This is a genomic window from Pedobacter sandarakinus, assembly GCF_026240095.1.
Classification (GTDB): Bacteria; Bacteroidota; Bacteroidia; order Sphingobacteriales; family Sphingobacteriaceae; genus Pedobacter; species Pedobacter sandarakinus.
Map to the genome: position 1 here is coordinate 324,679 of NZ_JAPIVG010000004.1, position 22,448 is coordinate 347,126.

Annotated in this window: 24 protein-coding genes; 6 read left to right on the top strand and 18 right to left on the bottom strand. The window is 38.3% G+C overall.

Annotated elements, in window-relative coordinates; translation table 11 throughout:
- Window positions 1-28: 28 nt before the first annotated feature.
- The 7 genes from OQ268_RS12845 to glmM all read right to left on the bottom strand — a co-directional run bounded on the left by OQ268_RS12845 (window position 29) and on the right by glmM (window position 6,930).
- Entirely contained in the window at window positions 29-1,033 is a 1,005-nt protein-coding gene (locus tag OQ268_RS12845) for a cytochrome d ubiquinol oxidase subunit II (RefSeq protein WP_265856545.1), read from the bottom strand.
- A 52-nt stretch (window positions 1,034-1,085) separates the two neighbouring features.
- On the bottom strand, window positions 1,086-2,402 hold the full coding sequence (locus OQ268_RS12850) for a cytochrome ubiquinol oxidase subunit I (protein ID WP_265856546.1): 1,317 nt from the start codon (window positions 2,400-2,402) through the stop codon (window positions 1,086-1,088).
- 177 nt (window positions 2,403-2,579) lie between these two features.
- Complete coding sequence (locus OQ268_RS12855; protein ID WP_265856547.1) at window positions 2,580-3,479, bottom strand: MBL fold metallo-hydrolase; 900 nt, start codon at window positions 3,477-3,479, stop codon at window positions 2,580-2,582.
- Window positions 3,480-3,550: 71 nt separating this feature from the next.
- Window positions 3,551-3,754, bottom strand: coding sequence for a hypothetical protein (locus OQ268_RS12860; RefSeq protein ID WP_265856548.1), 204 nt, complete (start codon window positions 3,752-3,754; stop codon window positions 3,551-3,553).
- Between the two features lie 134 nt (window positions 3,755-3,888).
- A complete protein-coding gene (locus OQ268_RS12865) occupies window positions 3,889-4,092 on the bottom strand; it encodes a hypothetical protein (protein ID WP_265856549.1) in 204 nt (67 codons plus the stop codon).
- Between the two features lie 216 nt (window positions 4,093-4,308).
- Window positions 4,309-5,457 carry a cysteine desulfurase family protein gene (locus OQ268_RS12870; RefSeq protein WP_265856550.1) on the bottom strand — a complete coding sequence of 383 codons (1,149 nt, stop codon included), beginning with the start codon at window positions 5,455-5,457 and terminating at the stop codon, window positions 4,309-4,311.
- An 87-nt stretch (window positions 5,458-5,544) separates the two neighbouring features.
- A complete protein-coding gene (gene glmM, locus OQ268_RS12875; RefSeq protein ID WP_265856551.1) occupies window positions 5,545-6,930 on the bottom strand; it encodes a phosphoglucosamine mutase in 1,386 nt (461 codons plus the stop codon).
- 431 nt (window positions 6,931-7,361) lie between these two features.
- Between glmM and OQ268_RS12880 the strand changes: the two genes are divergently transcribed.
- Genes OQ268_RS12880 through OQ268_RS12890 form a run of 3 tightly spaced genes read left to right on the top strand, consistent with a single transcriptional unit; the run spans window position 7,362 to window position 9,373 of the window.
- A complete protein-coding gene (locus OQ268_RS12880; protein WP_265856552.1) occupies window positions 7,362-8,093 on the top strand; it encodes a class I SAM-dependent methyltransferase in 732 nt (243 codons plus the stop codon).
- Complete coding sequence (locus tag OQ268_RS12885; RefSeq protein WP_265856553.1) at window positions 8,090-8,653, top strand: phosphatase PAP2 family protein; 564 nt, start codon at window positions 8,090-8,092, stop codon at window positions 8,651-8,653. The genes OQ268_RS12880 and OQ268_RS12885 overlap by 4 nt, the downstream gene beginning before the upstream one ends.
- Window positions 8,654-8,656: 3 nt before the next feature.
- On the top strand, window positions 8,657-9,373 hold the full coding sequence (locus OQ268_RS12890) for a ZIP family metal transporter (RefSeq protein WP_265856554.1): 717 nt from the start codon (window positions 8,657-8,659) through the stop codon (window positions 9,371-9,373).
- A gap of 536 nt (window positions 9,374-9,909) precedes the next feature.
- Here the strand turns inward: OQ268_RS12890 and OQ268_RS12895 are convergent.
- From OQ268_RS12895 to OQ268_RS12930, 8 genes are all read right to left on the bottom strand, one after another.
- Entirely contained in the window at window positions 9,910-10,053 is a 144-nt protein-coding gene (locus tag OQ268_RS12895) for a DUF5522 domain-containing protein (RefSeq protein ID WP_265856555.1), read from the bottom strand.
- Between the two features lie 78 nt (window positions 10,054-10,131).
- Window positions 10,132-11,073, bottom strand: coding sequence for an exonuclease (locus OQ268_RS12900; RefSeq protein WP_265856556.1), 942 nt, complete (start codon window positions 11,071-11,073; stop codon window positions 10,132-10,134).
- 66 nt (window positions 11,074-11,139) lie between these two features.
- A complete protein-coding gene (gene coaE, locus OQ268_RS12905; RefSeq protein ID WP_265856557.1) occupies window positions 11,140-11,748 on the bottom strand; it encodes a dephospho-CoA kinase in 609 nt (202 codons plus the stop codon).
- A complete protein-coding gene (locus tag OQ268_RS12910; RefSeq protein WP_265856558.1) occupies window positions 11,748-12,695 on the bottom strand; it encodes a YbbR-like domain-containing protein in 948 nt (315 codons plus the stop codon). Before OQ268_RS12910 ends, coaE begins: the two co-directional genes overlap by 1 nt.
- Before the next feature lie 144 nt (window positions 12,696-12,839).
- Window positions 12,840-13,163 carry a preprotein translocase subunit YajC gene (yajC, locus tag OQ268_RS12915; protein ID WP_265856559.1) on the bottom strand — a complete coding sequence of 108 codons (324 nt, stop codon included), beginning with the start codon at window positions 13,161-13,163 and terminating at the stop codon, window positions 12,840-12,842.
- Window positions 13,164-13,217: 54 nt separating this feature from the next.
- Window positions 13,218-13,661: a DUF1573 domain-containing protein gene (locus tag OQ268_RS12920; RefSeq protein WP_265856560.1), complete on the bottom strand. Its 444-nt coding sequence runs from the start codon at window positions 13,659-13,661 to the stop codon at window positions 13,218-13,220.
- 1 nt (window position 13,662) lies between these two features.
- Window positions 13,663-14,613 carry a transcription antitermination factor NusB gene (gene nusB / locus OQ268_RS12925; RefSeq protein WP_265856561.1) on the bottom strand — a complete coding sequence of 317 codons (951 nt, stop codon included), beginning with the start codon at window positions 14,611-14,613 and terminating at the stop codon, window positions 13,663-13,665.
- Between the two features lie 47 nt (window positions 14,614-14,660).
- Entirely contained in the window at window positions 14,661-15,749 is a 1,089-nt protein-coding gene (locus OQ268_RS12930) for a Glu/Leu/Phe/Val family dehydrogenase (protein WP_265856563.1), read from the bottom strand.
- Between the two features lie 262 nt (window positions 15,750-16,011).
- Here OQ268_RS12930 and OQ268_RS12935 point away from each other — a divergent pair, with 262 nt between their 5' ends.
- A complete protein-coding gene (locus OQ268_RS12935) occupies window positions 16,012-17,802 on the top strand; it encodes an ABC transporter ATP-binding protein (RefSeq protein ID WP_265856565.1) in 1,791 nt (596 codons plus the stop codon).
- Between the two features lie 78 nt (window positions 17,803-17,880).
- The gene (locus tag OQ268_RS12940) at window positions 17,881-18,204 is read left to right on the top strand and encodes a DUF3276 family protein (RefSeq protein ID WP_265856567.1); all 324 of its coding nucleotides are present in this window, start codon (window positions 17,881-17,883) and stop codon (window positions 18,202-18,204) included.
- A 97-nt stretch (window positions 18,205-18,301) separates the two neighbouring features.
- Here the strand turns inward: OQ268_RS12940 and OQ268_RS12945 are convergent, their stop codons facing one another.
- Window positions 18,302-18,763, bottom strand: a complete 462-nt coding sequence (locus OQ268_RS12945) for a hypothetical protein (protein ID WP_265856568.1) — start codon at window positions 18,761-18,763, stop codon at window positions 18,302-18,304.
- Window positions 18,764-18,952: 189 nt separating this feature from the next.
- Between OQ268_RS12945 and ychF the strand changes: the two genes are divergently transcribed.
- Window positions 18,953-20,053, top strand: coding sequence for a redox-regulated ATPase YchF (ychF, locus tag OQ268_RS12950; RefSeq protein WP_265856569.1), 1,101 nt, complete (start codon window positions 18,953-18,955; stop codon window positions 20,051-20,053).
- Window positions 20,054-20,170: 117 nt separating this feature from the next.
- Here the strand turns inward: ychF and OQ268_RS12955 are convergent, their stop codons facing one another.
- Window positions 20,171-20,782 carry an HAD hydrolase-like protein gene (locus OQ268_RS12955; RefSeq protein ID WP_265856571.1) on the bottom strand — a complete coding sequence of 204 codons (612 nt, stop codon included), beginning with the start codon at window positions 20,780-20,782 and terminating at the stop codon, window positions 20,171-20,173.
- Between the two features lie 9 nt (window positions 20,783-20,791).
- The gene (mgtE, locus tag OQ268_RS12960; protein WP_265856573.1) at window positions 20,792-22,168 is read right to left on the bottom strand and encodes a magnesium transporter; all 1,377 of its coding nucleotides are present in this window, start codon (window positions 22,166-22,168) and stop codon (window positions 20,792-20,794) included.
- Window positions 22,169-22,448: the final 280 nt, after the last annotated feature.

Genomic DNA, 22,448 nt, shown 5'->3' on the forward strand with positions numbered 1-22,448 from the left:
AAAAAAAACTTCGAAGAACACCAAGAACCTATTCTTCTTTTTTCTGAAATTTATAAAAAAGATAGCCCAAAAAGGGAAGAATTAAAACACTGCCCAATATTAGGGCCATGCCTAAAGTAAAAATTGTCCTTTCTGGTCCTATGGTTTCATATAGGGAAATGGCATCGCCATTTTTTAATCGGATAAAGCTTGGGAAGTGTGCGTAACTGATGGCTACCAAAATCATAGTAACCTGAAAACCAGCCAACACCCTAATAATTTTTGTTTTACCCTTAACAAGTAAGTACCAAAGTAATACGAGCGATAGGCTTGCTAAAATAATGGCCGTTAAGCCTACTGCGTTTTCGAAGAGCCAGTTAGGGAGCGGGATGCCGTCTACCTGCGCAGCTATAAACACCATGGCACCAAAAACCACCGCTGCAATGTTCATATATTCTGCTTTTTTAATAAAACGCTGTTTATCGTTCAGGTTATCGGTTTCACCAATAAGGTAAATAGCAGCAAGGAAGCCGCATAAAGCTACCGTGAACAAGCCTACTGCGATAGAAAACCAATTTAGCCAACTATAGATATATGCCGAAGCAAAATCTTTAGCTTGTGTATCAATGTGACCCGAGATGACACTGCCTGCAATAATACCCAGAAACAAGGGGGTTATGAAACTCGAATACCTGAAAATGCGGTTGTACAACCATTGCATGTCGTCTTTAATTGCATCGTAATGCCTAAAAACAAATGCTGTGCCACGGGCAATAATGCCAATGAGCATAATAAGCAAGGGAATATGTAAATAAACCGACATGGTAGTGTATATATGTGGAAAACCCACAAAAAGAATTACTATGGCAATAATTAGCCACATGTGGTTGGCCTCCCAAACCGGACCAATGGCCTGGTACATGGTTTTGCGGGTTCTGCTCCTATTTTTACTAGAGGTAAACAACTCGATGATGCCAGCGCCAAAATCTGCCCCACCAAGCAAGAAATAAAGCAAAATTCCTAAACATAAAAAAGCAATCACTACGTAGTCCATAATTATATTTTAATGTTTTAATAGATTTCAGTTGCTGTAGCTAACTAAATAATTAAGCATTGATTTTATCGTACACCTCAGGAACCATCTTAATTTGGCGATAAAGCAAAAAGGTAACAATGATACTTAGCGATACATAGATGGCTGAAAAAATATAGAACGAATATGCAATGCCAGGCATCGGCGTAATGGCATCTTTAGTACGCATGATGCCGTAAATAATCCAGGGTTGGCGGCCTACCTCTGTAACTACCCACCCAGCTTCTAGCGCTATGTAGCCTAAAGGAATTGCAAAGACAAACAACTTCAGTAGCCACCGTTTTTGCAAGAGTGGCTTTTTCGTAAGTAAATTGAAAAAATAAAGCAATGCGATGAAGAGCAATAACGTTCCAATCGCTACCATAATTTGAAAGGCGTAATGTGTAATGGCTACAGGTGGGCGTTCATTTTTAGGAATCTGATCGAGACCTTTTACCTCTGCCTGAAAATCGCCATGGGCAAGAAAACTTAATGCTCCGGGCACTTTAATGGCTCCACTTATGGTTTCCGTTTTCTCATTCACGATGCCCCCAATTAACAAAGGAGCGGGTTTCTCTGTCTTGTATAAGGCCTCCATTGCAGCTAGCTTCGCCGGTTGGCGTTTGGCCACATCTTTAGCAGAAATATCGCCACTAAGTGGTTGCAGCAATGCACCAATACATGCAAACACAGCTGCAATCTTAAATGCACGTAAATGGAAGGTTTTGTTCTTGTTTTTTAAAATCATTAGCGCATGCACGCCGGCAACAGCGAAACCCGTAGCGGTAAAAGCAGCCAGGCACATGTGCAAGGCCTGCGAAAACCAAGCTTTATTGAACATTGCCTGAATTGGATCTATATTCAGGTATTGCCCATCAACAAAATCGAACCCAGCGGGACTATTCATCCAGGCATTTGCGGCAACCACCAAAATACCAGATGCCAGGCCGCTTACGCCAACAACCATACCTGTAAACCAATGAAACCACTTGTTCAATTTATTCCATCCATACAGAAAAAAGCCCAACGCAATGGCTTCTATAAAGAATGCTGTACCCTCCAGGGAAAAAGGCATACCAAAAATAGGTCCTGCATGTTCCATAAACCTAGGCCAAAGCAGACCAAGTTCAAAGGAAAGCATGGTGCCAGAAACCGCACCTGTTGCAAAGAAAATGGCAACGCCTTTACTCCATGCTTTAGTAAGATTTTTATAGACCTCATCATTCGTTTTTAACCATTTGTAATGAGAAACCGCCATAAAAAATGGCATAACCATACCGATGCAGGAAAATATAATGTGAAAGCCTAAGGATAAGGCCATTTGAGAGCGGGCCGCTAAAAAATCATCCATAGTGAATTGGATTTGGTGTATCGCAAATATAACCGATACCAACTTAGATGTAGCCGATTTAAGCCGCTAGTTTAGCATTATTTAAAATATAGAATGTTTTTAAATTAATAATAAATTTGCATAAAATATGAATCAGTATCTTAAGAAAATCTACCCGTTTAGAGCGCCCTGAAACTGTTACATTCCCTTTAATTCTTCATAAGCAGCAGTTAAACTGCGTTGAATCCCATCCCCTTTCCATTCTGGTGCATTAGGAATGGTTGCGATTTTTAAAATGTCTTCTTTAGACTTGCCAGACTTAATCTCTTTACCTACTGTACTAAGCAACTGCTCCAGGTAGTTTTGGAAAGCCTTTACGTCTGCTTTGGTTCCCGTTATTTTTTCTGGATCTAAAGCATGTCCCCAGATAAACATTGTATCCTGATCAAACTGAGTATGAATTTTATCTAATGCAGTGATCCAGTTGCCAATGTGGGCGCCGTTCTCACGATCTATGAATGGGAAGCGACGATTGAAAACCAAATCGCCCACGTGTACAATATTGGCGTTTTCAAAATGATAAATGGCATCGCCATTGGTGTGACCAGAACCATAGTAATAGGCGCTAATTTTTTCTTCGCCCACAGGTGCTTTCCATCCCGTACCAAAAGTAGTGTCTGGTAGCAGCTGTTTCTCTAAACTGTTGGCCTTCTCGGCGCCCTTTTTTTGGTTAACCAGTGCGTTTTGATGCGCTACCACATTACCTACCAAACCCTTAAATGCGATGTTTCCGGCAGTATGGTCGCCATGGTGATGGGTGTTTAGCAAATATTTAAAAGGTTTATCACCCAGCTTCTGCAATTCTGCAATAACATGTGGTGCCGTATTAGGAAACTGAGCATCTACCACTACAAAACCATTTGCGGCATTAAGCCACGCTATTGTGCCACCCTGTTCAGTAAAAACTCCAACATTATTACGCAAAGGCTTAAAGTTGTAATTACTTTGACTAAAATCCTTTGCAAACAAATTGGTTTTAGATAATGAGAGCATGGCCATTGCCAAAGCTGAATTTTTAATAAAGTTTCTTCTTTCCATTTGATAAAACCTAAAAAGCCACAACATCTGTTGTGGCTTAAATTTATAACTTTTAACTGAAATAGCTACAATTAAATTCCAGATCCAGGGGTTGTTCCCGGCTCGTGTCCGGGTCCGAATGAATTGTTTTTGCGGTCTTTATCTTTGTTAAATAAGTTTGTAGCAACCTTCGATGATTTATTTTCATCTAACTTTCTATCATCCTTAACATCTTCAGCTGTCTTATTCAGTAAATCGTTCTCAACAACTTTACCTTTTTCTTTATTTGTTTCCATAATGTATATCAATTGATGTATAATATGAACAAGTGAAAAATGATATTGTTTTCCCGGATCGATTTGGAATAGCTATAAAAAAGGGCAAGCTGAACCAGCTACCCAGAAGATATTCCCCGTCTAGAACCAATCTCTTAAAACATAGCCCCAGGTAATTTACCTAGCTCGTGGATGCAACCAAATGAATTAAAACGCCTCTTGTGGATCTTATTGAAATGATGGGATGATTCAAAAGAGAATGGATCTAAAATAAATTTGTAGATGTGTTTTCGCGATAGCGGTGTTTCATCAGCGTTTGATAGATTTTTTTGAGGTTGGTTTTCGGGATTGGTTTCCATAGCACAAAATTTATTGAGGTTTAATAATAAACATGGCTTAACCTTAAAATGGGAAGTATTGATAAGGCTTTAAGGAAGATCGGCATTCGCAAATTAATTGCTTTCTTATTAAATATACAGCTTTATTTCGAATTTCCAAAACAAAAAAAAGACAGGCATTAGGCCTGTCTCTCATCATTTCAATCTTAGTTTTACAGTAAAGAAAAAAGATCTTTCCTATGCCAAAGCATTTTGTTTTACAACCATTTTCACTTTATCGATCACGTAATCAAGCTCTTCTTTAGTGGTAAATTTACTAAACGAAAAGCGTACTGAAGGGCGATTAGGGTCGGCATTAATGCCGTTTAGAACGTGTGACCCAATGTTAGAGCCCGAAGAGCATGCACTGCCACCAGAGGCACAGATACCATTAATATCAAGATTAAATAATAGCATGTCTGCCATTTCCATCTCTGGGAAGGATACATTAAGCACGGTATACAAACTCTTGTCGGCATCCGTTTCGCCATTAAAACAGATACCAGGTATTTCAGCTACTAACTGGCTTTTTAAGTAATCTTTAAGCCCCTGAATATAAGTCTGATGCGCATCCATTTCTGCATAAGCAATTTCCAATGCCTTTGCTAAACCTACAATGCCATAAACATTTTCGGTTCCTCCACGCATATTACGTTCCTGTGCGCCACCATAAATCATCGGTGGTATTTTCACATTACTATTTACAAACAGGAAACCTACACCTTTCGGACCATGAAGCTTATGAGCAGCACACACTAAAAAATGCGCTTTTAAAGCACGTACATTATGTGCATAATGCCCCATGGTTTGCACCGTATCTGCATGATAGATGGCATTATATTTCTCACAGATGTCGCCTACTTTAATCATATCGGTTAAAGTGCCTAACTCATTATTAGCATGCATTAACGAAACAAATGTGCGTTCGTTATTGGCCAATAGCTCTTCCAAATGAGCATAGTCTACATTCCCTTTCTCATCAATATTTACGAAACTAAGTTTATCAATTTCGCCGTTCTTCAACATCATGTTAAGGGTGTGTTCTACCGCATGATGCTCTATTTTAGAAGTGATGGCGTGTTTAATGCCATAAGCAGCAATACCGCAGCGGATAGCAGTATTATCGGCCTCAGTTCCGCCAGAGGTAAAAAATATTTCTGATGGTGAAGCTCCCAGAAGGTTTGCAACACTTTTACGTGCCTTTTCAACAAGGGTCCTCACCTCTCGTCCGAGCGCATGTATTGCCGATGGATTACCAAAATAGTTCTCCATCACGTTCGTCATCTCTGCAATTACTGCCTTATCTAGCGGCGTAGTAGCTGCATTATCTAAATAAACCCTCTTCATCTCTATTAAATAAGTTAGTTGTATGGCACCAAGGCCCGCATTTGCTTTTATTATTGAATGGCGATAAGCCATTAGCCTAAGACTAATTTACAAATGCAATATTTCTTTTATATCTGTAATAATTTTATTGGCCAAATTCTCGGCAATTGTTTCATTTTCAGCTTCGCTGTAAATCCGAATAATTGGTTCGGTGTTAGATCTACGTAGGTGTACCCAAGTTTTATCAAACTCAATTTTTAAACCGTCTATTGTACTGTAAGGTTGGTTTTTATATTTCTCCTCAACCTGTTTAAGCAAATGGTCTATATCCATTTCGGGTGTAAGGGTTATTTTATTTTTAGAAATATGGTATTGTGGATAGCTGCTGCGTAATACTGAAATCGACTTACCGAACTTCGCCAGGTGAGTTAAAAATAGGGCAATTCCAACTAAGGCATCTCTACCAAAGTGCGATTCAGGATAAATGACACCGCCATTTCCTTCGCCACCAATAATAGCATTTGTTGCTTTCATCTTATTCACCACATTCACTTCTCCAACTGCAGATGCATGATATTCGTTCCCTGATTTTTCGGTTACATCTCGCAATGCTCTGGTAGATGAAAGGTTAGAAACTGTGTTGCCTGGTGTATTTTTCAAGACATAGTCGGCAACGGCAACCAATGTGTATTCTTCGCCGAACATGCTACCATCTTCATTCACGAAGCATAATCGATCTACATCTGGGTCTACAACAATACCCAAATCGGCATTTTGTTTTTGTACTTCTTTAGAAATTTCTGTTAAATTTTCTGGCAGCGGTTCTGGGTTATGTGGGAAATGCCCATTGGGTTCGCAGTATAATTCTGTAATTCGGTTTACCCCTAACGCCTTTAACAAGGCCGGGATAAAAATTCCACCGCTAGAGTTGACACAATCAATAACAACTTTAAAATCGGCTTTTTTTATGGCTTCAACGTCAACAAGGGGAAGTGCTAAAACAGCATCGATGTGTTTTTGGAGGTAAGTTTCATTTTTTACTACTTTTCCTAAATGGTCTACATCTGCAAACTCAAATGCAGCAGCTTCAGCCAAGTCCAATACTGCTTTACCATTCTCATCACTAATAAATTCACCATTTGCATTGAGCAACTTAAGCGCATTCCATTGCTTTGGGTTATGGCTGGCAGTTAAAATAATACCGCCCCCAGCCTGCTCTGCGGGTACCGCAATTTCAACAGTTGGCGTAGTAGACAAGCCCAAATCAATTACTTCCATGCCTAAACCTTGCAGGGTTCCAACAACCAAATTATTCACCATTTCGCCAGAAATTCTCGCATCTCTGCCTAAAACAATTCTTTTATTGCCTGTTTCTTGAATTACCCAGCTCCCGAAAGCAGCAGTAAATTTCACAATATCAAGTGGGGTTAAGCCGTTTCCTGCCTGGCCGCCTATGGTTCCTCTTATTCCTGAAATAGATTTAATTAAAGTCACTTTGTGCGTTTTAATTTACGTTCCAAAAATAAGAAAAAAAACAAGATGGCAGGCACTTTGACCACATTGTCCAAGTTTATTTACACTATTTTTATATCTATTTATACGATGTATTTTATAGGAATTGGACAGGATAAATGTATTCCAAAGTATTTATTTTTTGTTTTGAAAAGCAATGGCAGCGCTACGGTTTGCCTTCAGTCCCGCCCTCGTTTCAAAGCCTCGTTTCGTTCCTCACCTGCGGGTTTTTCACTAAGTCGGGTTTAAAACCATCAGGCCGCTACAAAAGTTTAAGCTCCCTTACTTAATGTTTACCCACCATCGTCAATAAAATCTAGTTATGCAATTATGTTGCATAAACCCAATTTAACACTTCGCAAGCAAATGTAAAACCTTATATTTGCAGCTTTATATTCCAAACGGCTTTTTACATGCAACGCAAATGGTTTCAATATTGGTTTAATTCACCATATTATCATATTCTATATCAACAAAGAAATGATGCCGAGGCCGAATTTTTTATTGATAACTTAAGCAAGTTTCTAATACCAGCGCCTGGCGCAAAAATCCTGGATATCGCTTGCGGAAAAGGCCGACACTCCATCTACCTCAACAAAAAGGGATTTAACGTAACGGGTATAGATTTATCGGCACAGAGTATTAAGTATGCTAAACAATTCGAAAATGAGCACTTACATTTTTTGGAGCACGATATGCGTAAGTTGTTTTACATCAATTATTTTGATGTTGCTGTAAACTTATTTACAAGTTTTGGTTATTTCGATACAGAAAAAGACCATGTGAATGCCCTTAAAACCTTCAGGAAATGCCTAAAGACAGATGGCACCTTGGTTTTAGATTATTTCAATACCGAGAAAATTATCAGAAATCTAAATTCATGCGAGGTGAAATCGCTCGATGGAATCGATTTCAATATCACAAAGCGTGTTATTGAAGGTAAAATTATCAAGAAAATTTCTTTCAACGATAAAGGCAATACCTATAATTTCGAAGAACGTGTGCAGGCGTTCAGTTTGTCAGACTTTGAACGCATGCTTAGTAAAGCAGGACTCACCATCAAACACACCTTTGGCAACTATAGCCTAGAAGATTTCGATGAATGTACCTCTGATCGGCTAATTTTAATTTGTAAAAAAGGATGATAGAAGGCATACAGCAGTTTGATGTAAATCTTTTCTTTAAGATACATCGAGGGCTATCTAATGGCTTTTTCGACTGGCTAATGCCTTTGCTTCGCAACCGCTTTTTCTGGTCGCCACTTTACCTTTTTATTGTTGTTTTTTGCATTAGACATTATAAAAAACAGGGCTTATATATCATAGCCACTATATTATTCACTTTCGCTGTGGGCGATACCGTTGCATCTAAATTAATCAAACCATTTGTAGCCCGTGTAAGACCATGCAACGATTTCAGTTTAAGTAGTCAAATTATACACCGGGTACCCTGTGGGAGTGGCTTAAGCTTTCCTTCGTCGCACGCCACCAATCACTTCGCAATTGCAGTCTTTTTAATTTGCATATTTTATCCTAAATGGAAACCTATTCTTCCTTTGGGAATTTTTTGGGCTTTTATCATCAGCTTTGCTCAAGTGTATGTAGGGGTTCACTATCCTTTAGATGTAACTGCGGGAGCCTTATTAGGTACAGTTATAGGAATCTTGTGTTCGCAGTTTTTTAAAAAATTACAACCTGATTTTTAAGCTATGGAAATCTGGAAACTTTGTGTACTCTTTTTCTGTGCCTTCCTCGGCGGAACAGCAATTTTCTTAGTTAAAAGCGATAAATCGAAACTTTTAAAGCTCATCCTATCATTTAGTGGGGCTTATTTGTTTGCCATAACTGTTTTACACCTGATTCCCGATGCCTTTAGCGGACCAGATAAAAGCGAAATTGGAATTTTTATTCTCATAGGGTTTTTACTACAGGTTTTTCTGGAACAGTTTTCCGAAGGCGTAGAACACGGACACATTCACAAACATCACGATGGTCATGTTTTTCCATTTGGCATCATGATTAGTTTATGCTTGCATGCATTTTTAGAAGGAATGCCTTTAGCGAAAGAGCAGCACAACGAGCTTATTTTCGGTATATCTCTGCATCATATTCCCGCAGCATTTGCGCTAGGAAGTATTTTAATGCAAAATCATTTTAAAAGAAGCAGTATCATAATTTACCTTCTGATTTTCGCCATTATGGCCCCTTTAGGTTTTTGGGTAAGCATGGGTTTAAGTAATGGAAGTATTGGTGGCGTAGAGGCTTACTTTAATAAAATAATGGGTGTAGTAATTGGAATTTTCCTACATATTTCTACAACTATTTTGTTCGAATCGAGTGCCGACCATAAAATAAACATCCGCAAAATGATCGCCGTATTGCTCGGAATTGGCGTCGCCTTAATTGGTTTCTTCGCAGGCCACTAGTTGAGCGCTAATAATTAAAGCTTGCTAAAACTTGGCCGTGAGTATTTTATTTTGGGATGGAATAAATTGTGAAAGAGCCAATTGCTGATGCGAGTTAAAGTCATAACGAAATCTTTTCAAACTCATTTCTAGAAATAGCTAGCAAATTAAAGGGTAAGACTTGCAGACCTCACGGGAGCGATATGAGATTGCATATCCCAAAAAATTCGTTGTTTAATACCCAGACATCTAGACTTATTGTAACAACTGAGTTGCTAGAAAAAGATATGCGCATGAAAGCCTGCGTTAATCATCAAAATTTTATCGCATTTAAAGAAAATTATTATCGGGAAAATAAGTTCAATCTTTATCGAGATATCTCCATTCTCCTTGAGTGTATCGTGATTAATTGCGAATCAATTTAAGTTGATTCATTTTCTATCAATAGAAAACAACTGGAAATTAATTTCTTTCAATGATTTAAACGAAATTTAAATTCCATGGTTTTTAGAGTCTCGCTTGATGAGATGTACCATGGGGTTAAGGTTCAATCTTAATCATTTCTTTTCTTTCTTCTTACCATAACCCCAGGGGCAATGTTTGCATTTATTTTTACAACAATAGCCACGTTTTAAATGGTAGTTGGTTGTAAACACCATGTATCCGTCTTCGTTGATATAAAAATCTTCACCTTCTTTCATTATTAAATTATGTTACACGAACACCTAAGTTATTGCGAAACCCGACCCAGTTTAGATGGAGTTAAATGATAAACCTTTCTAATTGAGAATTTTAACCTCTATCTGACCACTTAAATGGGCTTTGAGCTGCTTTCCATCACCATGGAGTGTCCAAATCTGTTTAGGCTTAACCTTTGCAATGGTTTCCAAGATGGCATCCCAATCTGCGTGATCGGAAATATAAAGCGAAATACCGTTCTGCTGTTGTAAATTTTTCCATCCAGAGGCAAACGCCCGCACCACATTTATGGCTTTATGGTAACTATGAAAAACCATGGGCGGTACAATGTATACCTGGTGCTGTTGTTGGTTTTTCATTGTTTTCCGGTCGTACATTTTGTAATTTCCGAGGGTTATGCCAAAGTTTTCATAGATTTTAACAAAAGGCATAATGCTGTGGTGAACCATCACATTTTTGGATGGACAATGCTGGCTTAGTAACTGAATAATTCGCTGACTTTTACCTAAAGCATAAGCGCCCAGCATAATGTTTGCATCGGTATCGTTCAATTTCAAAATCTCGCCGACCGGAGATGGATGCTTGGTTTCGGGATTGGCAAATGTACTTTCTGTAATCAGCACATCTGCTGGAACAAACTCGAAAGGCTCGCAGGTGAGATCTGGCTCAATTTTATAGTCGCCGGTATAAAGATAGCTGACTCCATCATACTCCATTAAAACCTGTGCCGAACCCAAAATATGACCAGCAGAGAAAAACGTAATGGTTACATCTTTAATTTTAAAAGATTCGGAATAGGTTTTTAAGTGAAAATCAACAGCCGCAAATTTGCGGTAACGATGTTGCATAAAGCTTGCAGTTGGAGCTGTGCAATACACATTCTGACTTCCGCCGATAGCATGATCGCCGTGGGCGTGCGAAACAACGGCATCTCTTACGGGTTGTTGAGGATCGAGGTAAAAATCTCCGTAAGCACAATACAATCCAAGGCTTGTAACCGTAATGAAGTTATCTAAAATCATTTACCAAGCTTTGCAAATGTGAACAGGGGTTGGGCATGTTTCAAAGGGTTTTAAGGCAGGCATATGTTAGGCTATTTTTGTTTTAGCTATTTTTAAGAAATGTTGATGGAGTACCATAACTTGATCAATAATAGCATGTGCTTCATCATTGAGTAATAAGTGATCGGCCATTTTTTCCTTTTCATCATCACTAAGCTGTTTATCCATTCGGGCAGCCACATCTTGCGCCGATATTCCGTCACGATTCATGACACGATCTAGCTTTAGCGCTAAAGGAGACTTAACTAAAATACTTGTATCGCAGAGTTTGTACGATCCACTCTCGAAGAGTAAAGCTGCTTCTTTAAGGGTGTAAGGCACTTTCGAGTCTACCTGTTGCTCCCAGGTTGTGTAGGCCCTAAAAACAGCTGGATGCACCAGCGCATTAAGTTTAGCCAATTCATCTTCGTTATTAAATACAATTTTAGCGATGTGTTTATTGTTTAGTCTTCCGTCGCTTAGATAGCTATCTTTTCCAAAAGCAGATTTAATTCCATCAATCAACAAATCATCTCGAACCATTATTAATTTCGCTTCAGTATCAGCATAAAAAACAGGGATTCCCAAAACTTGAAAAACCTTGCAAACAGTTGTTTTTCCACTGCCAATACCGCCTGTAATACCTACTTTGTACATTATTTTTCTATCACAAAATCTACTTTTGAAGGACTTATCTTTACGAGCTTACAGTAGTATGGAAACTGGGTAAGCTTTACCGTAAGCTGTTTATGATTTAAAACGACCCACTCATTCGCATCAACAACTGCATCAATAAAGTTCTCATTCACTACGTTATAATTGCTTAACGCCACCAAAAAGGTAATTTTTATTTTTTTCGGATAGAGCTTGATGCTGTTATAATTTTTATTGTTGATGATTTTTAAAGGCACATCGATAGTTTTCTCTGTAAATTCATCAACGGGTAGCTTAACTTCAACCGAAGATGGGTAAATGCTTACATTTTTATGAATACTGTGCTGCAATCCTATCCTAATGGTGCTGCTTGATTGAATCTTATCTAAAATGAGGGTATCTGTTGGCCAGGATGTTATTTTTGCTAACTCTTCTGAAGGCCCTGCCACCTTAATACTTTTTGGGGTGAGTAAAATATCACTGGATATACCATATTGACTTACAAAATCTAACCGGGAAACGAGCTTTACTGGCACTTTTTTAACCGTTCGCTTCGTAAAATCGAAATATAGTGTATCTGGTTTAACAGAAATGACCTTTTGGGTACTTTCTAATTGCCGATTAACATTGTAGAGCTGATCTGAAAAAGTTACGAAATCTTTGGTATTGAGCTGACTAAGGTTAACGGAGATAGATGGCGGGCTGATCCTTAAACGAGAAAAAAGCAACTGCCACCCGGTTCCTTCAACTTGTAGATCTACCGTATCTGACTGTAATGGATAGAACGCCCTTTTTGTTGGGGTATTTTTAAAAACCAATACTGTTTTGGCCGTGTAGATGTATTTATTGTTTAGTGCCATAAATAGCCATGCCGCTATTGCAAGAAACAAACAGGCCAAAAGCGTAAAAACTCTTCTTTTTTCGATCTTGGTGAGTCTGATAAATGGCATATAATTGAAATTAGCTTAGGGCAGAGACCTATTTAATTGATAACAACACGACCAAATGTAGCAAAAGTAAATAGCTGCTCAAAGAAGTAAAAAGAAAAGGTCGCCTATCTCAAGCGACCTTTAATAACTTAACCCGAAATACCGTTATGCTTTTGCCGGAGCAGTTGCAGCTTTGGTTGCATCCAAAGATACAGCAGATTTATCGAAACGGATTTTAACGCCACCTTCTACTTCAATTAAGAAAGTTGCATCATTCATATCTGCAATACGGCCATGAATGCCCGCTGTTGTGATAATTTTATCACCTTTTTTTAGCTCGGCAACTAACTTTTTATGCTCTTTAGCTTTTTTAACCTGCGGGCGAATCATGAAGAAGTAGAAAACTACCATGATTAACACCATGGGAACTACGGTACTTAGCATATTACTACCACCTGCTGCAGCTTGTAAAATTACTGTTGATATCATTTTATATTTATTTGTTTGTATTATAATTAACAACCTTCCTGTTGTCTTTCTTTTTTATTCTTTAGTTAGTACTTCACCCACCAAATGAACAGTAGTAGTTGCAGGATTGGCATTTGAGGTAACCGTTACAACTTTATCTTGCATACCCATTTTCCCGGTACTGTTAAAAACCACCTTTATCTTTCCATCTTTACCGGGTAAAATAGGTTCGCCAGGTATTTGAGGTACGGTGCAGCCGCATGTGGCCGTAGCATTTGAAATAATTAGCGGGCTTTTACCTGTGTTTTTAAAATTAAATTCGTGCGTAACCATTTCGCCTTGCTCCAACTTGCCAAAATCGAAAACTTCGCGTTCGAAAACAATTATTGGTGCATTTGCAGGTGCAATAGCCGATTTATTACTGCTATCACTAGTGGTTGCATCTGTAGTAGAATTGTTTGCATTTCGGCAGGCCATAAAAGAAATAGCGACCACTGCAAGGATAAAAACTTTTCTCATTTTAATCTTCGATTAATCCACGACCAATTTTTTTGATGGTATTATTTTTCTTTAGGTCGCCTAAAATTTTGTCCAAAATACCGTTTATAAATGAATTACTTTTCGGTGTACTGTAATCTTTTGATAATTCCAGGTATTCGTTAATGGTTACTTTTACCGGAATAGACGGGAAATTAAGCAATTCGCAAATGGCCATTTTCATTAAAATAGTATCCATTAGCGCAATACGTTCCGATTCCCAGTTTTTTGTACGTTCAGCAATCATCTCCTGGTATTTTGCATCATTCTGTAAGGTATGCACAAATAAATCCTGTACAAATTTGCTATCCTCAATCCAATCGGCGCTAATTTCTGTAAGCTTATTTTTAAAAGGATCTTCAGAAGTGAAATTTTTAAGGGTTTTAGCAACCATGCCTTTCATCACCTCATGGTCTACTTGCCAGTTGATAAATTTCTCCTCAAAAACCTGCAATATGGCCTGGTTTTTAAGAATGATTTTACGGAAAATGTATTTGATGATGTTTTTTGATGACTCTAAGCTCTCATTTGGATCTGCAAGATATTCTGCATAGTCTGGAGATGCCTTAAGGGAATTAAAAACAGTTTTACGGATTTCTGGATCGAAACCCCAATCTACCTTGTATTTTTTAACCGCAGATACGTACTCTGGATTTTTCTGCAACATTACACTAAACCTGTTATTTAACAGCTTCATGTTCGGATTAATGTCGTCGGCTGTTTTAATGTGCTTATTCGCACGTTCAGCAGCGTCGTTAGCTGTAAATTCGGTAACTTCTACCATTAACGATAACATCCAAATGTACATTTCGTACACGCTATCAATGCTTTGCATTAAAGTTTTAAGATCACCTTTAATGTCTTTTTTGTCTGCCATGTGCCAAGCAAAAATGTTTTGCAAAGCTTTAATTCTTAAGTGCCTTCTGTTTAACATGAATGTAAGAACGAGTGTGGTTTATGCAACCTATTTAATAATAATGATTAATATGACGATTTAATTTTTTTTATGTCTGCTATTCTTTTTTCCGCAATGCGATTAGCCGCTATATTAGTTGATATTTTTTCAGATTTACTCAATTTAATCACGCTGCGAGTAGCATCGTAAATGTTTTCTGTAAGTTGTACTGTTCGCTTTTTACCAAAACCTGTAAGTTCAGAATAACAAGCAATTAAACCACCTGCGTTAATCAAATAATCTGGCGCAAACAGCATTCCTTTTTTAAGAAGTAACTCACTATCTGAAACCTCATCTTTAAGCTGATTGTTTGCAGATCCTGCAATAATTGCAAACTTCATTTTCTCTATCGTTTTGGCGTTCACCGTTGCGCCCATAGCACAGGGAGCATACACATCGGCATCAACCCCAAATATTTTATCAGCCTCGATGGGTTTAGCTTTATATTTGCGGGCAACATATGTTAATTGCTCTTGGTTAATGTCGCTTATCAACACCTCGGCATTTTCTTTGCGCAGTAAAGCAACCAGGTGTTCTCCAACATTACCAATTCCTTGTACAACAATCGTTCTGCCCGCCAACATATCTGTGCCAAAAACTTCTTTAACACTGGCCTTTATGCCTAAATAAACACCTTGTGCAGTAAACGGAGCGGGATTACCTGCTCCACCTAAGGACTCTGGAACACCAGTAACATAATTAGTCTCCATGCGGATGTACTCCATGTCTTTGGTGTTGGTACCCATTTCTTCGGCAGTTATAAATTCACCATTAAGGTTCTTTATAAAACGGCCATAACTGCGCATTAACGTTTCTGTTTTATCTTTTCTGGAGTCGCCGATGATAACACCTTTACCCCCACCCAGATTTAAACCTGTAATGGCAGCTTTGTAAGTCATTCCACGCGATAAACGTAAAGCATCTTCCAAGGCCTCTCCTTCTGTAGCGTAGCTCCACATGCGTGTTCCGCCAAGGGCTGGCCCCAAAGTGGTATCATGAATGGCTATTATTGCCTTTAAACCTGTATCTGGATCATTGCAAAAAACCAGTTTTTTATGCCCATAAGCACTTAGCTGGTCTAAAATTGATAAATCTGACGGAGAATTTAATGGCATATTTAACGTTCGGATTTCCTGTTGCAAAATTAAAATAAAAAACCATTAAAACACGTTTTTCCATCAACTATAAAAAAATAGCCCTGAATTATACACGGGGTAGGTAAGTAGCGGCTACAAGCACTCAAAACTTCCTCATTATTAAAGTTTACAGCTCAGAATGGAGGTTGCCAAAACCTGCTGTGTCAAACCTTATTAAAAGCTGGCTTCGTTAAGTGAAATATACCTGCTAAAAGAACAAATTTGCATAAGTTTGTATTTCATGAAACATTTAAAGCGATTAAATAAATACTTCCTTAAATATAAATGGTGGATTATTCCGGGAAGCATTTTTGTTGTGATTACAAATATCTTTGGCGTGGTACCTGCACAGGTAATTGGCTATGCAGTAGACCTCATCACTGAAAATGTTCAAATCTATAACCTCTTCAATGGTTTCGATCGGCAAGAAATTATTTACAGCATCTTTAGCAGCAACCTGCTATATTTTGGTTTGCTGGTAATCTCGCTATATATCATGCGGGGGTTGTTTCTCTTCTTTATGCGCCAAACCATCATTCTCATGTCTAGGCATATTGAATTCGACATGAAAAATGAAATCTACCAGCATTATCAGGAGCTTAGCTTAGGGTTTTACAGGCGAAATAATACCGGCGATTTAATGAACCGAGCTACCGAGGATGTTAATCGGGTACGGATGTACGTTGGACCAGCAATTATGTATACCATCAATACTTTTGTTTTATCGGTACTAATTATCTGGTCGATGTTTGATGTTAATTCTAAACTGGCCATTTACTGTCTTCTTCCTTTACCGTTTCTGGTGATAATCATCTATTATGTAAACACATTAATCTTCAAGAAAAGCGGAAAAATCCAGGAGAGACTATCTACCCTTTCCAGTTTTGTGCAGGAGCGTTTTTCGGGCATTCGCATCATCAAGTCTTACGTAAGGGAAGATTATACACGAAATTTGTTTGAGGTGCAAAGCAACAACTACAAAAGGGACTCGATGAGCTTAGTTAAAGTTTCGGCGCTTTTTTATCCCACCATGTTGTTGCTAATCGGCCTAAGCACCATTTTAACCATCTACGTTGGCGGCATGCAAGTAATGAATGGCAGCATCACCGCAGGAAACATTGCTGAATTTATCATATACATCAACCAACTTACGTTCCCTGTTACCATGCTAGGCTGGGTAACTTCGCTAATACAGCGGGCAGCTGCATCGCAAAAAAGGATAAACGAATTTTTAGATATTCCATCTGATATTCAATCAACCAACCCAGAGGAGAAAACCATTGAAGGTAATATTGACTTCAAAAATGTGAGTTTCACCTATCCGGATACTGGAATTGTGGCGTTGAAAAATGTGAATTTCAGCATTAAGCAGGGTGAGTTTGTGGCAATTATTGGCAAAACAGGTTCGGGAAAATCTACGCTGGCAAACCTGCTTATGCGCATGTACGATGTAGAAAAAGGCGATGTAAGTATAGATGGGGTGTCTATTAAATCGCTAAACTTAAAAAATTACCGCAGCCAAATAGGCTTTGTTCCACAAGAGGTATTTCTTTTTTCTGATTCCATTAGAAACAACATTGCTTTTGGTTTAGATGAAGTGACCGATAAGGAGGTTTACGATGCAGCAAAAGCCGCTTCGGTTTATCAGAACATTTTAGATTTCGATAATAAATTTGAAACCATGCTTGGAGAAAGAGGAATTACGCTGTCTGGAGGCCAAAAACAACGCGTATCTATTGCAAGGGCATTAATTAAATCGCCTAAAATATTAATATTTGATGATTGTCTTTCTGCTGTAGATACCAAAACAGAAGAAGAAATTCTACAAAACCTAGGTAAATTGATGGATGGGAAAACCAGCATTTTAATTGCACATCGAATATCTACCATAAAAAATGCAGATAAAATTCTGGTGCTTGATGATGGGAAAATTATTGAACAAGGCACACATAACGAGCTTCTTAGCCTTAATGGAAGTTATACCGAACTTTACAACAATCAACTTTTGGAGGAAGAAAGCAAATCGATATAAATTGTATCAAAATTGTATTTTGTACTTTAAATATTTGCTTTATATTTACCGAAACCAAAAACCACATCAATACCAACCATGGGAGAATTCGACAACAAGGAAAGAGAAGAAGTTTTTTCAAAGAAAGTAAGAGCAGGTAAGAGAACTTATTTCTTCGACGTGAAGGCTACTAGATCGGGTGATTATTATTTAACAGTTACCGAGAGCAAGAAAAGATTAGAGGACGGCGTATTCGTAAAGCACAAAATATTTCTTTACAAAGAGGATTTTGAAAAATTTACTGAAGGCTTAAACGAAACTGTCGACTATATTAAATCTCATCAGGATGTAGTAGAAAAGCGCTACGAATACTCTGAAAATGGCGAGCACAATACAAGAGCTACTGACGATTTTTCATTCTAATTGATTAGAATTTTGATATAAAAAAATGCCTTCGCTCTCGCAGAGGCATTTTTTTTATGATGATATTTTTTTTATGATTTGAGTTTATAAGTGGTTTCTAAGCTGCTGCAATACCCGCCCCAACCAACAATACCAATAGAAAATAAGCTACAATAATCGTAATCGTTACTATTCCCCAGAATTTGAATAGCGATTTAACATTTTGTACAGCAGTATTTAAGCTCTCTTGATCGCCAAACAATACGCCCTGTTTACCCTTAGCGGCTATTTTTATTAATAACATACTAGGATAAAAGTAGAACAACGCAAGTACAAGATAAATGACGGTAATAATGCTTGAGCCTCCTTGCCCTAAAGCACCAAATTGTTTTGAAACCGCCGGATTATTAGCAATTAACGAAGGGATACTAAATGAAATGAGTACAAGCAAAGCAGCGAAAACAAAGCCAACCACTGCTAAAAATTTCGCCCACTTGGTAATATCGTAAATATAACTACGCATTTCTTCCGTTACTACCAACTTAACTGGTTGGGGTACTTCTTGCTCAAAATCTTCCATATCCTAAAAACTAAATTTCGATAAACTTAGACAAAATATCACTTTGCCGCAAATTACCTGCTTTATTTAAACATTTTAAAAGCTTATCTTTGCCGCCTAAAAAAGGTGGAAGGTGGAAGGTGGAAGGTGGAAGGTGGAAGGTGGAAGGTGGAAGGTCGTAAATCGTAAATAAATTATAATATAATATAAATGGCATTACAATGTGGTATTGTTGGCTTACCGAATGTGGGTAAATCGACACTTTTTAATTGTTTATCTAACGCAAAGGCGCAAGCAGCAAACTTCCCTTTCTGTACAATAGAACCAAATGTTGGCGTTATCACTGTACCAGATGAACGGTTAACAAAGCTTGCTGAGCTAGTAAAACCAAACAAAGTTCAGCCCAATACAATTGAGATTGTAGATATTGCAGGTTTGGTTAAAGGCGCATCGAAAGGTGAAGGTTTAGGAAACCAGTTTCTAGGGAACATTCGTGCCACGAATGCCATCATACATGTTTTGCGTTGTTTTGATGACGGAAATGTTATCCACGTGGATGGTTCTGTAGATCCTATCCGCGACCGCGAAATTATTGACACTGAATTACAACTCAAAGACTTAGATACCGTTGATAAACGCATTCAGAAAGTCGAAAAAATGGCTAAAACCGGAGGAGATAAGGACGCAAAACGCACTTACGAAATTCTTTCAGTGGTTAAATCCCATCTAGAAAGCGGAAAATCTATCCGTACTGCGCCTTTGGCCCAAGACGACTTCGATTTTATTGAGGATTTAGGTTTGTTAACGCAGAAGCCAGTAATGTATGTTTGTAATGTTGATGAGGCATCTGTTGTTACAGGAAATAAATATGTAGACCTGGTTAAAGCCAATGTTGCAGATGAAAATGCAGAAGTGTTGGTGATTTCAGCTAAAATAGAATCTGAAATTGCTGAGTTGGAAAGCTATGAAGAGCGCCAGGAATTCTTAGCCGACTTAGGCTTGGATGAATCTGGAGTAAATAAATTGATCCGTGCAGCATATAGATTGTTAAACCTTTACACCTATTTCACTGCTGGAGTACAAGAGGTTAGGGCCTGGACCATAACTAAAGGCTTTACGGCGCCTCAGGCTGCCGGTGTAATTCATACCGATTTCGAAAAAGGTTTTATCCGTGCAGAGGTAATTAAATACAACGATTTTGTAACCCTTGGCTCTGAAAATGCTTGTAAGGATGCAGGTAAGCTTGGCGTTGAAGGCAAAACTTATGTTGTAGAAGATGGAGATATTATGCACTTCCGGTTTAACGTATAACTACAGATAATCCAACAAAACATTAAAAGCCGCTGATTAAGCGGCTTTTAATGTTTTACATGTTCATGTTTTAATATATGATCTAGTCTCCTTTAAGGAAGTCTTTTTTCTACACCATTAAATTGCTAAACCAAAGCTAGCCAATTGCGCTTTAGTATCTTCATAAGAGGTGTGATGGATCCCTTTTAATCCCAATCTTTCTGCAACCTGTACAAAAAGCATCCTATCATCGATATATAAACTCGTTTCTACATCGCTTTGCGAGATGTCTATCGCCACTTTAAAAATATCGGCATCAGGCTTCCTGAAGTGAACAAAACTAGAGGAAACAAAAAAATCGACAAATTCATTGAGTTTGAAAGTGTTGATTCGGTATTGATTTAACTCTCTACCCTCATTACTAATTACGGCAACTTTAAGGTTGTATTTCTTTTTCAAATCGCAAATAAGTGAAATCATATCGTTATATGGCAAAGACTTTTCGAACATGAAAGCCTTAAAATCATCGTAACTAAACGAACGTTCTTCAAAGAAAACAATCCGTTCCAAATACTCATCTAAAGTTAATTTACCGACTTCATAAGTATCGAAAGTTAAATGATGTCGTTCTTCTAAATCAACAGAATCTAAATTAAAAAGCACCGCAGCCTCTCCCCTCGCCTGCCTATCCCATCCGTTTGTAAGTAATACGCCTCCAATGTCTGTGAAAAGTGTGGTAATCTTTTGCATAACCTTATTTTAAAGTAAAACGCCTTTTAAGAATAATACAGCAAAGCTGAAATAAATAATTAAACCGGTAACATCTACAAGTGTAGCCACGAAAGGTGCTGATGATGTAGCTGGATCGGCCCCTAATCTTTTTAACAAAATTGGAAGCATAGATCCACTTAAAGAGCCCCACAATACCACAAAAATTAGTGACACGCTTATGGTTGCTGCAATTAAAACCCAATGTTCTCCATAAACCTGCGGGGCAGCCAGGTGCCATACAAAAATACGCAGGAACCCAATTATGCCCAGGCAAAGGCCGAGAAGAAAGCCCGAAGTAATTTCCCGGTTCATTACCCTCCACCAATCTTTTATTGTTACTTCGCCAAGCGCCATAGCCTGGATAATAAGTGTTGATGCCTGTGAACCACTATTGCCTCCGCAAGAGATAATTAGCGGAATAAACAATGCCAAAACCGTTGCTTTATGAATCTGCCCTTCGAAAAAACCCATTGCTGTAGCGGTTAGCATTTCGCCAAGCATTAAAATTGCTAGCCAACCTACGCGTTTTTTTACTAAATTAAAGATTGAGGTATCCAGGTAAGGCTCATCCAGCGCTTCGGTACCTCCAATTTTGTGCATGTCTTCGGTATATTCTTCATTTGCAATCCAAAGAATATCATCAACAGTTACAATCCCCAGCAGTACGTTATTTTCATCAACTACAGGTAAGGCTACCCGATTATTCATCCTGAAAATGCTGATGGCATCTTCTTGTGGGTCGTTGGCCTTCAAAGCGATAAATCTTTTATCAGTAAGCTCGCCAATTATGGCCTCCGGATCGGCAAGTAAAACTTCCCTAATTCTGATATCATCTAATAAAACTCCATCCTTATTGATGACGTAGACCACATCAATAGTTTCGGAATTTTTGCCATAACGCCTAATATGAGCCAAAACCCGGGTTACTGACCATTCTGGTTTTACAGCAATGTAATCGGGCGTCATTAAACGTCCAATACTGTATTCGTTATAACCAAGTAAAGCAAGCGACTCCTTCCGCTCTTCAGGAGGCAATAAGGTAATCATCTTCTTTACCACATCGCCTTTTAATTCACTAAAAAGCGCTGTCCGGTCGTCGGGAGGTAAGTCTTTTATAATTTGATTGAGCTTGTTGCCGGTTAGTTTCTTGATGATCCGCTCCTGGGTAGGGAAATCCAGAATGCGGAAAACATTTACGGCCCGGTTTAAAGATATGGTTTCGATAAACTTGGCTGCATGTTGTGGAAACTCATCAATGAGTTCTTCTACATCCGAGATGTTCAGCTCATCGAGATAACGCTTAAGTGCCTTATCGTTTTCCTTCTCGAGCAATTCCTGAACCTCTTCTACAACCATTTCTTCCATAAACCTTTATTTTAAATCCTTACATGCCTAAACCTTTATTGCGGTTGGCAAAGGTGCATTTTTATTTCTAAAAAAGCCAATGTTGACGTTAAGGAGAAGTTATTTTTTAATAAACTGCCAATGTAAAGCGATACAATTCCGAACAATGAATCCTCATGAATTCAATGTCCTGAAGATTGACCAGACGATTATTCCGTTAAAGCATAAAACACTGTTTAGCATTTACTAAATGTTATGCTTTCTGGTTTCCTTTCACTTCGCCAGTTAACCATGCAAAAAT